The following is a 13449-nucleotide window of genomic DNA, read 5'->3' on the forward strand; positions in this document are numbered from 1 at the left end:
GGGCGCAACTCATGGCAGACAAGAAAAACCTTCTGAAGAATACGCGCAATATCGGCATCATGGCCCACATCGATGCCGGTAAGACCACCACGACCGAGCGTATTCTCTATTACACGGGCAAGACCCATAAGATCGGCGAGGTCCACGAGGGCGCGGCCACGATGGACTGGATGGTCCAGGAGCAGGAGCGCGGCGTGACCATCACGTCCGCGGCCACGACCACCTTCTGGGAGAAGGACGGCGTCGAGCACCGCATCCAGATCATCGACACCCCGGGCCACGTCGACTTCACCGCCGAAGTCGAGCGCTCCCTGCGCGTGCTCGACGGCGCCGTCGCCGTCTTCGACGCGGTCGCCGGCGTCCAGCCCCAGTCCGAGACCGTCTGGCGCCAGGCCCACCGCTACGGCGTGCCCCGCATCGCGTACATCAACAAGTACGACCGCGTCGGCGCCGACTTCTTCCATGCCATCGACACGATGCACGAGCGTCTGGGCGCGCCTGCCGTCGCCGTGCAGATGCCGATGGGCGCCGAAGACAACTTCTGGGGCGTCATCGACCTTGTGACGATGACCGCCTGGGACTTCAAGGCCGACGACAAGGGCATGACCTATCCCGAGCCGATGGACGCCATCCCGGCCGAATTCGCCGAAGAGGCCGAGATTCGCCATCAGGAGCTCCTCGAAGCCGCCGCCGACTGCGACGACGCGATGATGGAGAAGGTCCTCATGGACGAAGCCGTCACGGTCGACGAGCTCAAGGCCGCCATCCGCAAGGGCACCATCGACTGCGCCCTGCACCCGGTCTTCGTGGGTTCCTCCTACAAGAACAAGGGCGTCCAGGAACTGCTCGACGGCGTCGTGGACTATCTGCCCGCCCCGACCGACGTCGCGGCCATCACGGGCACGAACCCCGACACCAACGAAGAGGAGGCCCGTCCGAGCGACCTCAAGGAGCCGTTCGCCGCGCTCGCCTTCAAGATCATGACCGACCCGTTCGTCGGCAAGCTCACGTACTTCCGCGTGTATTCCGGCTCCCTCGAGTCCGGTTCCTACGCGCTGAACGCCACCAAGGGCAAGCGCGAGCGCATCGGCCGCATCCTCGAGATGAACGCGAACGACCGCATCGATCGCACGAACTGTGCCGCGGGCGATATCGTCGCCGCCGTCGGCCTCAAGGACACCACGACGGGCGACACCCTCTGCGATGCCGACCATCCGATCATCCTCGAGTCCATGGAATTCCCCGACCCGGTCATCGATATCGCCGTCGAGCCCAAGACCAAGGCCGAGCAGGACAAGATGAGCCTCGCGCTGCAGAAGCTCGCCGAAGAGGATCCGACGTTCCGCGTCTCCACCAACCAGGAGACCGGCCAGACGATCATCGCCGGCATGGGCGAGCTGCACCTGGAGATCATCGTCGACCGTCTGCTCCGCGAATTCAAGGTCGAGGCCAACGTCGGCAAGCCGCAGGTCGCGTACCGCGAAACCGCCACGCAGCCTGCATTGAACGTCGAAGGCAAGTTCGTCCGCCAGTCCGGCGGCCGCGGCCAGTACGGCCATGCGGTCATCAACCTGTATCCGCAGGAGCAGGGCGCGGGCTACGAATTCGAGAACAAGATCGTCGGCGGCGTCGTGCCGAAGGAATACATCCCCTCCATCGACAAGGGCATCCAGGAAGCCCTCGACTCCGGCGTCCTGGCCGGCTATCCGGTCGTGGATATCAAGGTCGAGCTGGTCGACGGCTCCTACCACGAGGTCGACTCCTCCGAAGCCGCCTTCAAGGTCGCAGGCTCGATGGCCATCAAGGCCGCCCTGCGCAAGGCCGCTCCGGTCATCCTCGAGCCTATGATGGCCGTCGAGGTCGAGACTCCCGAGGATTACATGGGCGACGTCATGGGCAACCTGTCCAGCCGCCGCGGCCAGATCCAGGGCATGGGCGATCGCGGCAACGCGAAGACCATCTCCGCCAAGGTGCCTCTGTCCGAGATGTTCGGATACGCGACCGACCTTCGTTCCACGACGCAGGGCCGCGCATCCTACACCATGCAGTTCGACTCGTACGAGGCCGTTCCCAAGAACGTTGCCGAGGAAATCATCAGCAAAGCTGGCGGCAGCGCTTCCTAAGGGCGCATGCTGGATTCTTACGGAGGAAATCAAAGTGGCTAATCAGAAGATTCGCATCCGCCTGAAGGGCTATGACCATGAGATCGTGGACCAGTCCACCAAGCTCATCGTCGACACCGCCCAGAAGACCGGTGCCAAGGTCTCCGGACCTATCCCCCTGCCGACCGAGCGCAACCTCTTCACGGTCGTGCGCGGCCCGCACGTCGACAAGGATTCTCGCGAGCAGTTCGAGATGCGCACGCACAAGCGCCTGATCGACATCCTCGAGCCGACCCCCAACACGGTCGATTCGCTCATGCGCCTCGACCTGCCGGCTGGCGTCGACATCGAGATCAAGCTGTAAGGAGTGTGTGAGAGATGATCAACGCCATCTACGGCAAGAAGCTCGGCATGACCCAGCTCTTCAACGAGAACGACCAGGTCGTCCCTGTGACCGTCATCGTTGCCGAGCCGAACACGGTCTGCCAGGTCAAGACCAAGGAAACCGACGGCTACGAGGCCGTTCAGCTGGGCTTCGGCGCCATCAAGGCCAAGAAGGTCAACAAGCCCATGGGCGGCCATTTCGCGAAGTCCGGCGTGGAGCCCACCCGCCATCTGCGCGAGGTCCGCGTCGAATCCGCCGCCGATTACAAGGTCGGCGACACCCAGACCGTCGAAGTTTTCGCCGACGTGAAGAAGGTCCATGTGACCGGCACGTCCATCGGCAAGGGCTTCCAGGGCGTCATCAAGCGCCACGGCTTCGCCGGCGGCCCGGGCGGCCACGGCGCGCACTTCCACCGTGCTCCCGGCTCGGTCGGCCAGTGCGCCACGCCTTCCCGCGTCTTCAAGGGCGTCCGCATGCCGGGCCACATGGGCACCGACACCGTGACCACGAAGAACCTCGAGGTCGTCCGCATCGACGCCGAGCAGAACCTGATTCTCGTGAAGGGTGCTGTTCCGGGCGCTAAGGGCGGCATCGTGCGCGTCCGCATGGCTTAATCCGCCGCACCGGTATTAGAGGAGTTCATCAGAATGGCAAAGATTGAAATCAAAGACGCAAGCGGCAAGACGGTCAAAGAGGCCGATCTGAACGCCGCTGTGTTCGGCATCGAGCCGAACGTGCCGGTGATGCATCAGGTCGTCCGCTCTCAGCAGGCGGCGCTGCGTCAGGGCACCCACAGCACCAAGACCCGCGGCCAGGTTTCCGGCGGCGGCCGCAAGCCGTGGCGCCAGAAGGGCACCGGCCGTGCGCGTCAGGGCACGATCCGCGCGCCCCATTGGGTCGGCGGCGGCACGGTCTTCGGACCCCATCCCCGCAGCTACGCCTTCCGCGTCAACCGCAAGGAAGTCAAGCTCGCCGAGCGCTCCGCGCTTTCCGCGAAGCTTGCCGACGGCCAGCTCACCGTCGTCGAAGGCTTCGATTTCGAAGAGCCTTCCACGAAGAAGGCCGTCGCGGCCCTCAAGGCCCTCGGCTTGGACCGCCGCACCACGATCGTCATCGGCAACGACGACGTCGTGACGTACCTGTCTTTCCGCAACATCCCGAACGTGACCGTCATCCCCGTGGCCGACGCCCACACGCTCGAGATCATCGATAACAAGGCCCTGGTCCTGACCGTTGCGGCCCTGAACCGCCTCGAGGAGGTGCTTGCATAATGAAGGATCCTCGCGAGGTTATCATCCGCCCCATCATCACCGAGCATAGCTACGACATGATGAGCCGTAACGTCTACACGTTCGAGGTTGCCAAGGATGCCAACAAGATCGAGATCGGCAAAGCGGTCGAAGAGATCTTCAAGGTCAAGGTCGTCAAGGTCAACACGCTCAACGTGAAGCCGAAGCCCAAGCGCGTCCGTCAGCAGCCCGGCCTTACCCGTTCGTGGAAGAAGGCCATGGTCACCGTCGCCGAAGGCGACACCATCGAGCTGTTCGCCGGCAACTAAGCCGCGACGAAACCGCATGAAGCGTGAAAGCCGCCCTCCGGGGCGGCTTTTTCGTTATACTGCTAGGTTACGGTTCATGTTCATCGGAAGCGCTCCGTCCCGTGCGCGCTTCCTTTTCCCGAAGGTCCGCCCTATGCCGATTCACACTGCCCAGAGCGCTTCATCCGGCGTCTTCATCACCTTCGAAGGTGGCGAAGGGGCGGGGAAGAGCACGCATATCGCCATTCTGGCCCATGTGCTCGAGCGTCTGGGCCATGAGGTGCTGCGCCTGCGCGAACCGGGCGGCACGTCCGTGGGCGAGGCTTTGCGCGCGGTGGTGCTCGATCCGGATCGGGAGGAGATGTGCGGCCTGTCCGAGCTTTTCGTCTTCGAAGCTTCGCGCGCCCAGCTCGTTTCCCAGGTGATCGCCCCTGCGCTCGAGCGCGGCGCGGTCGTCCTCTGCGATCGGTTCATCGATTCCACGACGGCCTACCAGGCCTATGGACGCGGCATCGATCTCGATGCCGTCCGCTTTCTCAACCTGCTCGCATGCCAGGGAACGCTTCCTGCCCGCACGCTCCTCATGCAGGCCGCGGATGCGCATGCGGGCCTTGCTCGGGCGACGACGCTCGGCGCCGATCGGATGGAGCAGGCGAGCGATCGGTTCCATGCGCGCGTCGCGCAAGGATTCGACGCCCTCGCGGCCTGCGAACCCGAGCGCTTCCGCGCCGTCTCGTCGGCCGGCAGCGTCGAAGATACGGCGGTGCAGGTCGTCGCTTCTGTATCCGACCTCTTCGACGTCGATCAGCAGGCTCTTCTTTCCATGCTTGCCGAGGTGCTGGCGGAAGCCGCCGCATCCGCGCCATCGGCATGCCCGTGCGAGGCGTCCCATGCCTGACGCCTTCGATGCCATCTACGGGCAGCCGCGCGTGCGGGCCTACCTGCGCTCGTGCGTCGCGCAGCGCTGCGTGAGCCATGCCTATCTCTTCACGGGCGTCGCCGGGTCCAACAAAGAGACCGCGGCCTTCGCCTTCGCCGAGGAGATCCTCAAGGCGCACGAAGACGATCCGTCCGCGCGCGAGGACATCCGCCGCCGCGTTTCCCGACGCACGCATCCCGACATCCATCACCTGTCGCCCGAAGGCGCGCAGGGCTATCTGGTCGACCAGGTGCGGTCCGTCGTCGCGGACGTGACGCTCGCGCCGATGCAGGGCGCGCGCAAGATCTACATCGTCGACGAGGTCGACCGCATGGGCACCTCGGCGGCGAACGCCTTCCTGAAGACGCTCGAAGAGCCGCCCGACGACGTCGTCATCATCCTGCTCGGACGCACCGCCTCGAGCATCCTTCCCACCATCGTCTCGCGATGCCAGGTCGTGCCGTTCCGCACCATCCCCGCGAACGAGGCCGCGTCGATCCTCGTGCAGAACGTGGGCTGTTCGGATGCCGAGGCGAAGATCGCCATCCAGACCTGCGGCGGGTCGGTCACCAAGGCTGCGGCTTTCCTGCGCTCCTCCGAGCGCGGGCTGTTCCGCCAGAAGGTTCTCACGGTCTTGGCATCGCTCGCGCGCGCCGACGATCTCGACGTGCTCGACTACGCGGCCGACCTGGTCACGTCTTCGAAGGCACCGCTCGACGAAGTCCAGCGCGATCACGCGCGCATCCTCGAGGAAAGCGCCGAATACCTGCAGAAATCGGCGCTCAAGGAACTCGCCGCCACGCAGAAGCGCGCCCTCGGACGCGCGACGACCGAGCTTCTGGCTCAAATGACGTCGATCATCCGTTCATGGCTGCGCGACGTCATGGTCACGTGCGCAGGCACGCCCGAGCTCGTCGTCAACGCGGATGCGCGGGATGCCGTCGCCGATGCCGCGTCGCGCACGTCGGTGCAGAAAGCATGTAGGGCGCTCGCCCGGGCTTCGTCGGCCGACGAAGCCATTTCGTATAATGTTTCTCCGCAGCTAAGCATCGAAGCTCTGCTCTTCGAGATAAGAGAGGTTCTCTATGCCTAAGGTCGCAGCCGTGCGGCTGACCTATAATCCGCGCACCCTGTGGTTCGATCCTGCCGGAGTCGAATTCTCGCGCGGGGATGCGCTCATCGTGCGTACGGAGCGCGGGCTCGAATACGGTATCGCCGATAACAACCTGATGGACGTCGACCAGGAGTCGATCAAGGCGCTGCGCTCGCCGTTGAAGCCGGTCGAGCGCGTGGCCACCGAGGAAGACACGGCGTCATGGAAAGATCTCTGCCGGCAGTCCGAAGACGCGCTGCCTGTCTTCAGGCGCATCGTGGCCGAGCAGAAGGTCGACATGCGCCCTGTGACCGTGGAATTCCTCTTCGGCGGCGACAAGGCGATCTTCTACTTCGAGTCGGACGATCGCGTCGACTTCCGCAACCTGGTGCGCGTGCTCGCGTCCGAATTCCACGTCCATGTCGCCATGCATCAGATCGGCGTGCGCGACGAGGCCCGCATCGTCGGCGGCCTGGGGCATTGCGGGCTCGAGCTGTGCTGCCGCCGTTTCGGCGGCAAGTTCAACCCCGTGTCCATCCGCATGGCCAAGGACCAGGACCTTTCGCTCAACCCCCAGAAGATCTCGGGCGTCTGCGGACGCCTCATGTGCTGCCTGCGCTATGAAAACAACGTGTACAAGGAATTCAAGTGCCGCTGCCCGAAGATGGGCGCGAAGGTCGCTGTGCCCGACGGCGAGGCGAAGGTGATAGAAATCAACGTCCCGCGCGAGACCGTGACGCTGCTCACGCCGGACAGCACGCGCATCAAGGTGCCCGTCGACGAGATGACGGTCGAGCGCAACGCCTCCGGCAGCGGCCGCCCCGACACCGTGCCCGAAGACGCCTACTTCGACCATGCCGATCCGGATGCCGCGGCGAAGACGAGCAGCCTGGTGGACGATTCCATCTTCACCGGCAAGGACACGCTCGCCGAGCGCGGCGTCGTCCGCCGCGGATCATCCCGCACGGGACGCAAGGATGCGTCCGATCCTTCGCTCGGCCGTTCACGCCGCCGCAGGCCGAACTCGTCTTCGGATACGCAGGGTTCCTCGTCCTCGCGCACGCCCCGGCGCCGCCGCTCTTCCGGTTCCGCCCCCGATGCGTCGTCCGAGGGCAAGCCGTCCGCGCCTCGTCGTCAGCCGCGCCGCCGTACGGCCGAACGCGCGCAGGACGCGGCGTCCAGGCGCCCGCGGGACGAGGCGCGTCCTCGTCGTCGCCATGAGGCGAACGGCCAGGCGGCCCATGACGCGTCTTCCAAGCAGCCGCGCCACGACCAGGGGCTCCGCCGCTCATCGGGTGCGCGTCCGGGCCAGCGCTCAAGCGGGCTGTCCGACGCGAAGCCGATGCCCGCAGACGAGCATCGCCGCGCGCGCAGGCGCTCGCACAAGACCCAGGGCAAGGACGCCCCCGGTTCCGAAAGCTGATCGACCGACCTTTTTCGGCAGGCCCGCGCGGCCTGCCTCTTCATATGCGTTCGCATGAAAGGACAGACGCCATGGACAGGGAAACGCTTCGGTATGCGCTTCTGACCGACCTTTACCAGATCACGATGGCCCAAGGCTATTGGGAGACGGGCAAAGGCGACGAAGAGGCATGCTTCTTCATGTTCTTCCGCGACAACCCGTTCGAGGGCGGTTTCGCCGTCGCCTGCGGATGCGCCCAGCTCGCCGAGATGGTCGACGGATTCGGCTTCGATGCGGATGACATCTCCTATCTTGCCTCGCTCACGGCTCCTGCGGGCGGTCCGCTCTTCGATGCCCGCTTTCTCGCATATTTGAGCACGATGAGGCTTTCCGTCGATATCGATGCGGTGCGGGAGGGGACGATCGTCTTTCCCATGGAACCCATCGTGCGCGTCACCGGACCGATCATGCAGTGCCAACTGCTCGAGACGGCACTGCTCAACTGCATGAACTTCCAGACGCTCATCGCGACGAAAGCGGCGCGCGTGTGCTTGGCGGCGCAGACGCCGGTCGCCGAGTTCGGCCTGAGGCGCGCCCAGGGCGCGGGCGGGTCGCTCTGGGCGAGCCGCGCGGCCGTCGTGGGCGGCTGCGCTTCGACCTCGAACGTCCTCGCGGGCAAGAAATACGGTATTCCCGTGTCGGGCACGCATGCGCATTCCTGGGTCATGGCCTTCGACGACGAGCTCGAGGCCTTCCGCGCCTACGCGCGCAGCTTCCCGAAGAACTGCGTGCTGCTCGTGGACACCTATGACGTGAAGCGCGGCATCGACAACGCGATCACGGTCGGCCTCGAGATGCGCGAACGCGGCGAGCGTCTGCTCGGCATCCGCATAGACTCGGGCGATCTGGCCTGGCTCGCGAAGCACGCGCGCGAGAAGCTCGACGCTGCAGGACTGTCCGACTGCGGCATCGTCCTGTCCAACGATCTGGACGAGCATGCCATCGCTTCCATCCGCGCCCAGGGCGCTCAGGTCTCTTCTTGGGGCGTCGGCACGAAGTTGGCGACGGCCTACGACCAGCCGTCCCTCGGCGGCGTCTACAAGCTTTCCGCCACGCGCGGATCCGGGGACGTTGCATGGACGGGCCGCCTGAAGGTATCCGAGCAGTCCTCCAAGCTGACGATTCCAGGCGTGCTCGACGTCCGTCGCTATGTGGATGCCGAAGGGCGTCTTGCGGGCGACATGGTCTTTGACGTGGATGCGGGCGTGGGTGCCGAGGAGACCATCGTCGATCCGGCCGACGTGCTGCGCCGGAAGGCGCTTGCGGGCATGTCGTGCACCACGCTTCTTGCCCCGCTCGCGCGCGCAGGCGCGTCCGTCCTTGCCGACGAGGACCGCAGCGCCATGGCGGCGCGCGATCGTGTCGCGGCCGGCTTGGCGCAGCTCGACGAATCGCAGAAGCGGCTCTACCGTCCCCATTCCTATCCGGTCGGACTCGAGATGGGACTGTGGAACCGTCGCGCCGACCTGGTCGCGCGCCTGCGTGGGCAGAAGAGCGTGCATGCCTAGGGGCATCCGCCGCCGCATCGTCGGCGCGCCTCGCGCGCGGCATGCAGACGCGGCTCTCGACGATATCATCATGGACGTGTGAGAGAATACGCCTCCTTAAGCTCTGGTTCCTCGCCGCGACCTGCGGGCCGAGGGCTTGAAAGAAGAAAGGCGGCCCCATGGAGCCCCAATGCAACCTCATCGTCGATTCCTGCTGCGAGCTTCCCGTCGACATGATCGACAGGGAAGGCGTGACGCTGCTCGAATTCCCGTTCTTCTTCGGTACCGAGGAGCATTTCGACGATCTATGGCGCAGCATGACGCCGCATGAATTCTACGAGCGCATGCGCAAGGGCGAGCAGCCCTCGACCGCGCAGCTGTCGATCGCGTCGCTGACCAACGCCTTCCTCGCCGCGGCCGAAAGCGGCGTCCCGACGGTGTATCTGAGCTTCACCTCCGGGCTTTCGGGCAGCTTCGATCTGGCCATCATGGTGCGCGACCAGGTGATGCAGAGCCATCCGTCGGCCGAGCTCTACGTGGTCGACACGCTCATGGCCTCCACGGCCGAGGCCTTCCTCGTCTCCGAGGCCATCCGCCAGCGAGACAAGGGCATGTCCGCGCAGGAGCTCGTCGCATGGGTGGAGGAGGCCCGCTACTTCGTGAACGCGATCTTCATGGTCGACGATCTCGAATCTCTGCGCCGCGGCGGCCGCATTCCCGACTCCATCGCCTATGCGGGTTCGAAGCTCGACGTGAAACCCCTGCTCAACTTCGCGCTCGACGGCACCCTTGCAATGAAGGGCGTTGCGCGCGGACGCAAGAAGGCCATTCGCCAGATGGCGGATTTCTACACGGCGAACGCCGATGCCGACGCGCCCTCGCATCTGCTCGCGGTCGGCAACGCGGACAATGCCCGCGATATGGAGAAGCTCAAGGAAGCCATCCTCAAGGATCACGACGACGTCGTCTTCATGGACAGCGTGGTCGGTCCCGTCATCGGCTGCCATGTGGGACCAGGTATGTTCTCGCTCGTGTTCTGGGGTTCCGATCGCCGCGAGTCCGTATCGGTCGCCGACCGCATCGCCCGCAGGATCCGTCGCGCGGAATAAGGCCGACCCGATGGCTTCCGCATCGCCGGGCGGCGCCGTGCGTCCCGCCCCGACGCTTCCCGAACTCTCGCGCTGCGCGCTCTGCCCGCGCGCCTGCGGCGCCGACAGGAACGCCGGGCATCGGGGCGTGTGCGGCGCAGGGGCATCGGTGCGCGTCGCGCGCGCGGCCCTCCATCATTGGGAAGAGCCTCCCATTTCAGGGGAGGCGGGCAGCGGCACCGTGTTCTTCAGCCATTGCCCCCTTCACTGCATCTATTGCCAGAATCGCGCCATCGCGAACGGCGATGCGGGTCTTGATATCGGTATCGACCGGCTTGCGCATATCTTTCTCGAGCTGCAGGACCAAGGCGCGCTCAATATCAATCTGGTCACGCCGACGCACTACGTGCCGCATATCCGCATCGCGCTCGACGAGGCCCGCGCGCACGGCTTGAACCTTCCGATCGTGTACAACACGTCGGGATACGAGGCGCCGCGCGCGATCGCGTCCCTGAGAGGGTACGTCGACACGTTCCTGACCGACCTGCGTTACGCCCATCCTGAAACCGCGCGGGCGTTCTCGCATGCGCCCGAGTACCCGCGCGTCGCCCGCGAAGCCCTGGCCGCCATGGCGGCGACAGGCGCCCGGGTCATCGTCCGCATCCTGCTTCTGCCTGGCCATGTGGGCGAAGCGTGCGAAAACGTGCATCACGTGGCCGAGGCCTACGGAGATGCCGTGACGCTCAGCCTCATGAGCCAATACACGCCCATGCGCACGTTTTCGCAGCACCCTGAGCTTTCGCGGCGCGTGACCGCCGACGAATACGAGGAACTGCTCGATTTCGCGGATTCGCTGGGAATCGAGGATTATTTCTGGCAGGACGGCGCGGCGGCCGAGGAGAGCTTCATCCCCGATTTCCTTTCATACGAAGGGGTGCTCGTCCCGGCGTCGCTCGATCGGACGGCCGTAGGCTCCGTCGGCTAGTCCATCTCGATGCGCACGCCGTGCGGGTCGCAGTCGAGCACGGAGACGTCGAAGTCGGGGTGCATCGCCTTGATGCGGGCGCGCAGGCTTTCCGCGACGAGCCCGTCGTCGATGGCGGCCATCATCGTCGACCCCGACCCGGAAATCCACATCGCAAGCGCGCCGCCGTCCATGCAGGTGTCGCGTATATCCTGGTAGTCGGGGATGAGCGCCTTGCGGAACGGCTCTTGGAGCCTGTCGTGGCAGGCGGACGAGATGAGCGCGGCGTCGCCCGATTCGAGCCCGCGCGTGAGCCCCGAGATGCGGCCCATCTGCCAGACGGCGGTCGAGAGGTCGACCTTCGTCGGCACGACCTTGCGCGCGTCGGCGGTGTGCACCTCGTAGGGCGGCACCACGGTGACGAAGTGCAGCTTGCGGTTGACTTCGTAACGGATGCATTCCGGAACGCCGGACTCGGGCATGAACGAGCAGACGAGCGATCCCATGATGGCGGGCGCCACGTTGTCGGGATGCCCCTCCATCTCGGTCGCGATGGCCACGGCCTCGTCGCGGCGGATGATGCGTCCGGTCAGCGATGCGGCGCCCATGATGCCTGCGACGGTGCATGCGGACGACGATCCCAGGCCGCGCGCGATGGGGATAGGGCAGTCCATATCGATCGCGATGGGGAAGGGCTCTTCCCCCCAATGCGCGAGGGCGAGGACGAACGAGCGGTAGACCAGGTTGCGTTCGTTCTGGAATTCTTCGGGGCAGCCCGTGATGCGCAGGGCGTCGGCGCGCGCGAAGTCGAATGTCGCATGCAGCGTCATGGCCATGCCCAGGCAGTCGTAACCGATGCCGATGTTCGCCGAGGTGGCCGGAACGGTGATCCTTACTCCCATGTCGCCTCCTTGCATGCGCGGACGACATAGGCGCGCATCTGCTCGGGCGCGATGGCGTCGTCGAACCTTTCCGTCGCGCCTTCGAGCGCCGAGAGGGGGCGGGGCGCCGCGGTGCCGGTCGCGTCTTCGAGCGCACGCATGCAGTCGAACGGCGCGGCGGCGTCGGCGCGGATGTCGAGCGCCTCGCAGACGTCTGCGGCGAACTTGTAGGGACTTGCGGTCGCAAGGATGATGCGCGCCTTGGCGCCGGCCGTGCGCGGCAGGTCGCGTGCGACGCGGACGGCGACGGCGGTATGCGGGTCGAGCACGTAGCCGTGCGCGTCGAGGCATGCCGCGATCTCGGCGCGCGTCGCGTCGTCGTCGGCGCTGCCGGCTGCGAAGAGCGTGCGGATCGCATCCATGATGTCGGGGCGCACCTCGTAGCGCCCGTCGCGCGCGAGGTCTTCCATGAGGCCGTTCACGTACGCGGCATCCCCTCCGCTCATGTAGTAGATGAGGCGCTCGAGATTGCTCGAGATCAGGATGTCCATGCTGGGAGATATGGTGCGGAAGAAGGGGCGGTTGCGGTCGTAGGCGCCCGTGGCGAAGAAGTCGGTCAGGACATCGTTGGCGTTGCTCGCCACGATGAAGCGCGCGACGGGAAGTCCGAGCTCGCGTGCGTACCAGCCGGCAAGCACGTCGCCGAAGTTGCCCGTGGGCACGCAGAACTCGACCTCGTCGCCGAGCTCTATCGCGCCGGCGCGCAGAAGCTGCGCATACGCATCGAAATAGTAGGTGATCTGCGGTGCGAGGCGTCCGATATTGATGGAGTTGGCGCTCGAGAGGCGCACGCCCGCGTCCGCGAGCTCGTCATGTAGGGCCGTATCCACGAAAAGCTTCTTCACGCCGCTTTGCGCATCGTCGAAATTGCCCTCGATCGCGCAGACGGAGACGTTGCCGCCTTCCTGCGTGGTCATTTGGAGGCGTTGGATATCGCTCGTGCCGCCCTGGGGATAGAAGACCGCGATGCCGAGCCCCGGCGTGTCGGCGAAGCCCGCGAGCGCCGCCTTGCCGGTATCGCCGCTCGTGGCCGTCAGGATCATGATGCGTTCGCCATCGCGGCGCGCATGGCTCATGAGCTGGGGAAGCATCTGAAGCGCAACGTCTTTGAACGCGCTCGTCGGTCCATGGAAGAGCTCGAGGACGTAGTCGTCGCCCACGGGCACAAGGGGCGTGACGGCGGGGGAGTCGAAGGTCGATCCGTAGGCCGCATCGACGCATTCGGCGATCTCTTCGTCGGCATAGTCGTCGAAGAGGCGCCCGAGCACCTGCCGCGCGATGCCGCGGAAATCCTTCGACGTGATGTCGGACAGGTCGAAGCGCAACTCGGAGAGGTCGTCGGTCACATAGAGGCCTCCGTCCGGTGCGATTCCTGCGAGTACTGCGCTTTTGGCCGTCAGCTGCTCGGTTGCGCTGCGGGTGCTGTGATACATTGGCATGCGACTTCTCCTGGTCTCTCCGCCTTCGCGCG

General features: G+C 65.5%; 13 protein-coding genes. 11 read left to right on the forward strand and 2 right to left on the reverse strand.

From position 1 onward, the window contains the following. The first annotated feature begins 11 nt into the window (after positions 1 to 11). The 11 genes from fusA to HMPREF1155_RS05380 all read left to right on the forward strand — a co-directional run bounded on the left by fusA (position 12) and on the right by HMPREF1155_RS05380 (position 11058). Positions 12 to 2123 (forward strand): elongation factor G, encoded by a 2112-nt coding sequence (fusA, locus tag HMPREF1155_RS05330; protein WP_006361611.1) that lies wholly within the window; start codon positions 12 to 14, stop codon positions 2121 to 2123. A 34-nt stretch (positions 2124 to 2157) separates the two neighbouring features. Next, positions 2158 to 2466, forward strand: coding sequence for a 30S ribosomal protein S10 (gene rpsJ / locus HMPREF1155_RS05335; RefSeq protein ID WP_006361610.1), 309 nt, complete (start codon positions 2158 to 2160; stop codon positions 2464 to 2466). Between the two features lie 14 nt (positions 2467 to 2480). Continuing rightward, the gene (rplC, locus tag HMPREF1155_RS05340) at positions 2481 to 3101 is read left to right on the forward strand and encodes a 50S ribosomal protein L3 (RefSeq protein WP_009078446.1); all 621 of its coding nucleotides are present in this window, start codon (positions 2481 to 2483) and stop codon (positions 3099 to 3101) included. A gap of 33 nt (positions 3102 to 3134) precedes the next feature. Beyond that, entirely contained in the window at positions 3135 to 3758 is a 624-nt protein-coding gene (rplD, locus tag HMPREF1155_RS05345; protein WP_006361608.1) for a 50S ribosomal protein L4, read from the forward strand. After that, complete coding sequence (gene rplW, locus HMPREF1155_RS05350; RefSeq protein WP_006361607.1) at positions 3758 to 4045, forward strand: 50S ribosomal protein L23; 288 nt, start codon at positions 3758 to 3760, stop codon at positions 4043 to 4045. Before rplD ends, rplW begins: the two co-directional genes overlap by 1 nt. A gap of 133 nt (positions 4046 to 4178) precedes the next feature. Next, positions 4179 to 4922: a dTMP kinase gene (gene tmk / locus HMPREF1155_RS05355; protein WP_006361606.1), complete on the forward strand. Its 744-nt coding sequence runs from the start codon at positions 4179 to 4181 to the stop codon at positions 4920 to 4922. Next, positions 4915 to 6036 (forward strand): DNA polymerase III subunit delta', encoded by a 1122-nt coding sequence (locus tag HMPREF1155_RS05360; protein WP_006361605.1) that lies wholly within the window; start codon positions 4915 to 4917, stop codon positions 6034 to 6036. The genes tmk and HMPREF1155_RS05360 overlap by 8 nt, the downstream gene beginning before the upstream one ends. Further along, the gene (gene ricT, locus HMPREF1155_RS05365; protein ID WP_009078208.1) at positions 6029 to 7459 is read left to right on the forward strand and encodes a regulatory iron-sulfur-containing complex subunit RicT; all 1431 of its coding nucleotides are present in this window, start codon (positions 6029 to 6031) and stop codon (positions 7457 to 7459) included. Before HMPREF1155_RS05360 ends, ricT begins: the two co-directional genes overlap by 8 nt. A 71-nt stretch (positions 7460 to 7530) precedes the next feature. Continuing rightward, a complete protein-coding gene (locus tag HMPREF1155_RS05370; protein ID WP_009078391.1) occupies positions 7531 to 9006 on the forward strand; it encodes a nicotinate phosphoribosyltransferase in 1476 nt (491 codons plus the stop codon). Positions 9007 to 9164: 158 nt separating this feature from the next. Next, on the forward strand, positions 9165 to 10094 hold the full coding sequence (locus HMPREF1155_RS05375) for a DegV family protein (RefSeq protein WP_006361602.1): 930 nt from the start codon (positions 9165 to 9167) through the stop codon (positions 10092 to 10094). Positions 10095 to 10104: 10 nt separating this feature from the next. After that, positions 10105 to 11058 carry a radical SAM protein gene (locus tag HMPREF1155_RS05380; protein WP_009078506.1) on the forward strand — a complete coding sequence of 318 codons (954 nt, stop codon included), beginning with the start codon at positions 10105 to 10107 and terminating at the stop codon, positions 11056 to 11058. Here the strand turns inward: HMPREF1155_RS05380 and thrB are convergent. Together thrB and thrC are read right to left on the reverse strand one after the other, a co-directional pair. After that, positions 11055 to 11939 (reverse strand): homoserine kinase, encoded by an 885-nt coding sequence (gene thrB / locus HMPREF1155_RS05385; protein WP_009078377.1) that lies wholly within the window; start codon positions 11937 to 11939, stop codon positions 11055 to 11057. The two genes, HMPREF1155_RS05380 and thrB, sit on opposite strands and share 4 nt — an antisense overlap. After that, the gene (gene thrC / locus HMPREF1155_RS05390; RefSeq protein WP_009078673.1) at positions 11930 to 13417 is read right to left on the reverse strand and encodes a threonine synthase; all 1488 of its coding nucleotides are present in this window, start codon (positions 13415 to 13417) and stop codon (positions 11930 to 11932) included. Before thrC ends, thrB begins: the two co-directional genes overlap by 10 nt. Positions 13418 to 13449 lie beyond the last annotated feature (32 nt).

It is taken from the genome of Slackia sp. CM382, assembly GCF_000293015.1.
Classification (GTDB): Bacteria; Actinomycetota; Coriobacteriia; order Coriobacteriales; family Eggerthellaceae; genus Slackia; species Slackia exigua.

Bases quoted from the DNA above. Each gene is read 5' to 3' on its own strand.
- rplC (WP_009078446.1), top strand. From the start codon at position 2,481: ATGATCAACGCCATCTACGGCAAGAAGCTCGGCATGACCCAGCTCTTC.
- thrC (WP_009078673.1), bottom strand. From the start codon at position 13,417: ATGCCAATGTATCACAGCACCCGCAGCGCAACCGAGCAGCTGACGGCC.
- HMPREF1155_RS05375 (WP_006361602.1), top strand. From the start codon at position 9,165: ATGGAGCCCCAATGCAACCTCATCGTCGATTCCTGCTGCGAGCTTCCC.
- thrB (WP_009078377.1), bottom strand. From the start codon at position 11,939: ATGGGAGTAAGGATCACCGTTCCGGCCACCTCGGCGAACATCGGCATC.
- HMPREF1155_RS05380 (WP_009078506.1), top strand. From the start codon at position 10,105: ATGGCTTCCGCATCGCCGGGCGGCGCCGTGCGTCCCGCCCCGACGCTT.
- ricT (WP_009078208.1), top strand. From the start codon at position 6,029: ATGCCTAAGGTCGCAGCCGTGCGGCTGACCTATAATCCGCGCACCCTG.
- HMPREF1155_RS05370 (WP_009078391.1), top strand. From the start codon at position 7,531: ATGGACAGGGAAACGCTTCGGTATGCGCTTCTGACCGACCTTTACCAG.
- rplW (WP_006361607.1), top strand. From the start codon at position 3,758: ATGAAGGATCCTCGCGAGGTTATCATCCGCCCCATCATCACCGAGCAT.
- fusA (WP_006361611.1), top strand. From the start codon at position 12: ATGGCAGACAAGAAAAACCTTCTGAAGAATACGCGCAATATCGGCATC.
- rplD (WP_006361608.1), top strand. From the start codon at position 3,135: ATGGCAAAGATTGAAATCAAAGACGCAAGCGGCAAGACGGTCAAAGAG.
- HMPREF1155_RS05360 (WP_006361605.1), top strand. From the start codon at position 4,915: ATGCCTGACGCCTTCGATGCCATCTACGGGCAGCCGCGCGTGCGGGCC.
- tmk (WP_006361606.1), top strand. From the start codon at position 4,179: ATGCCGATTCACACTGCCCAGAGCGCTTCATCCGGCGTCTTCATCACC.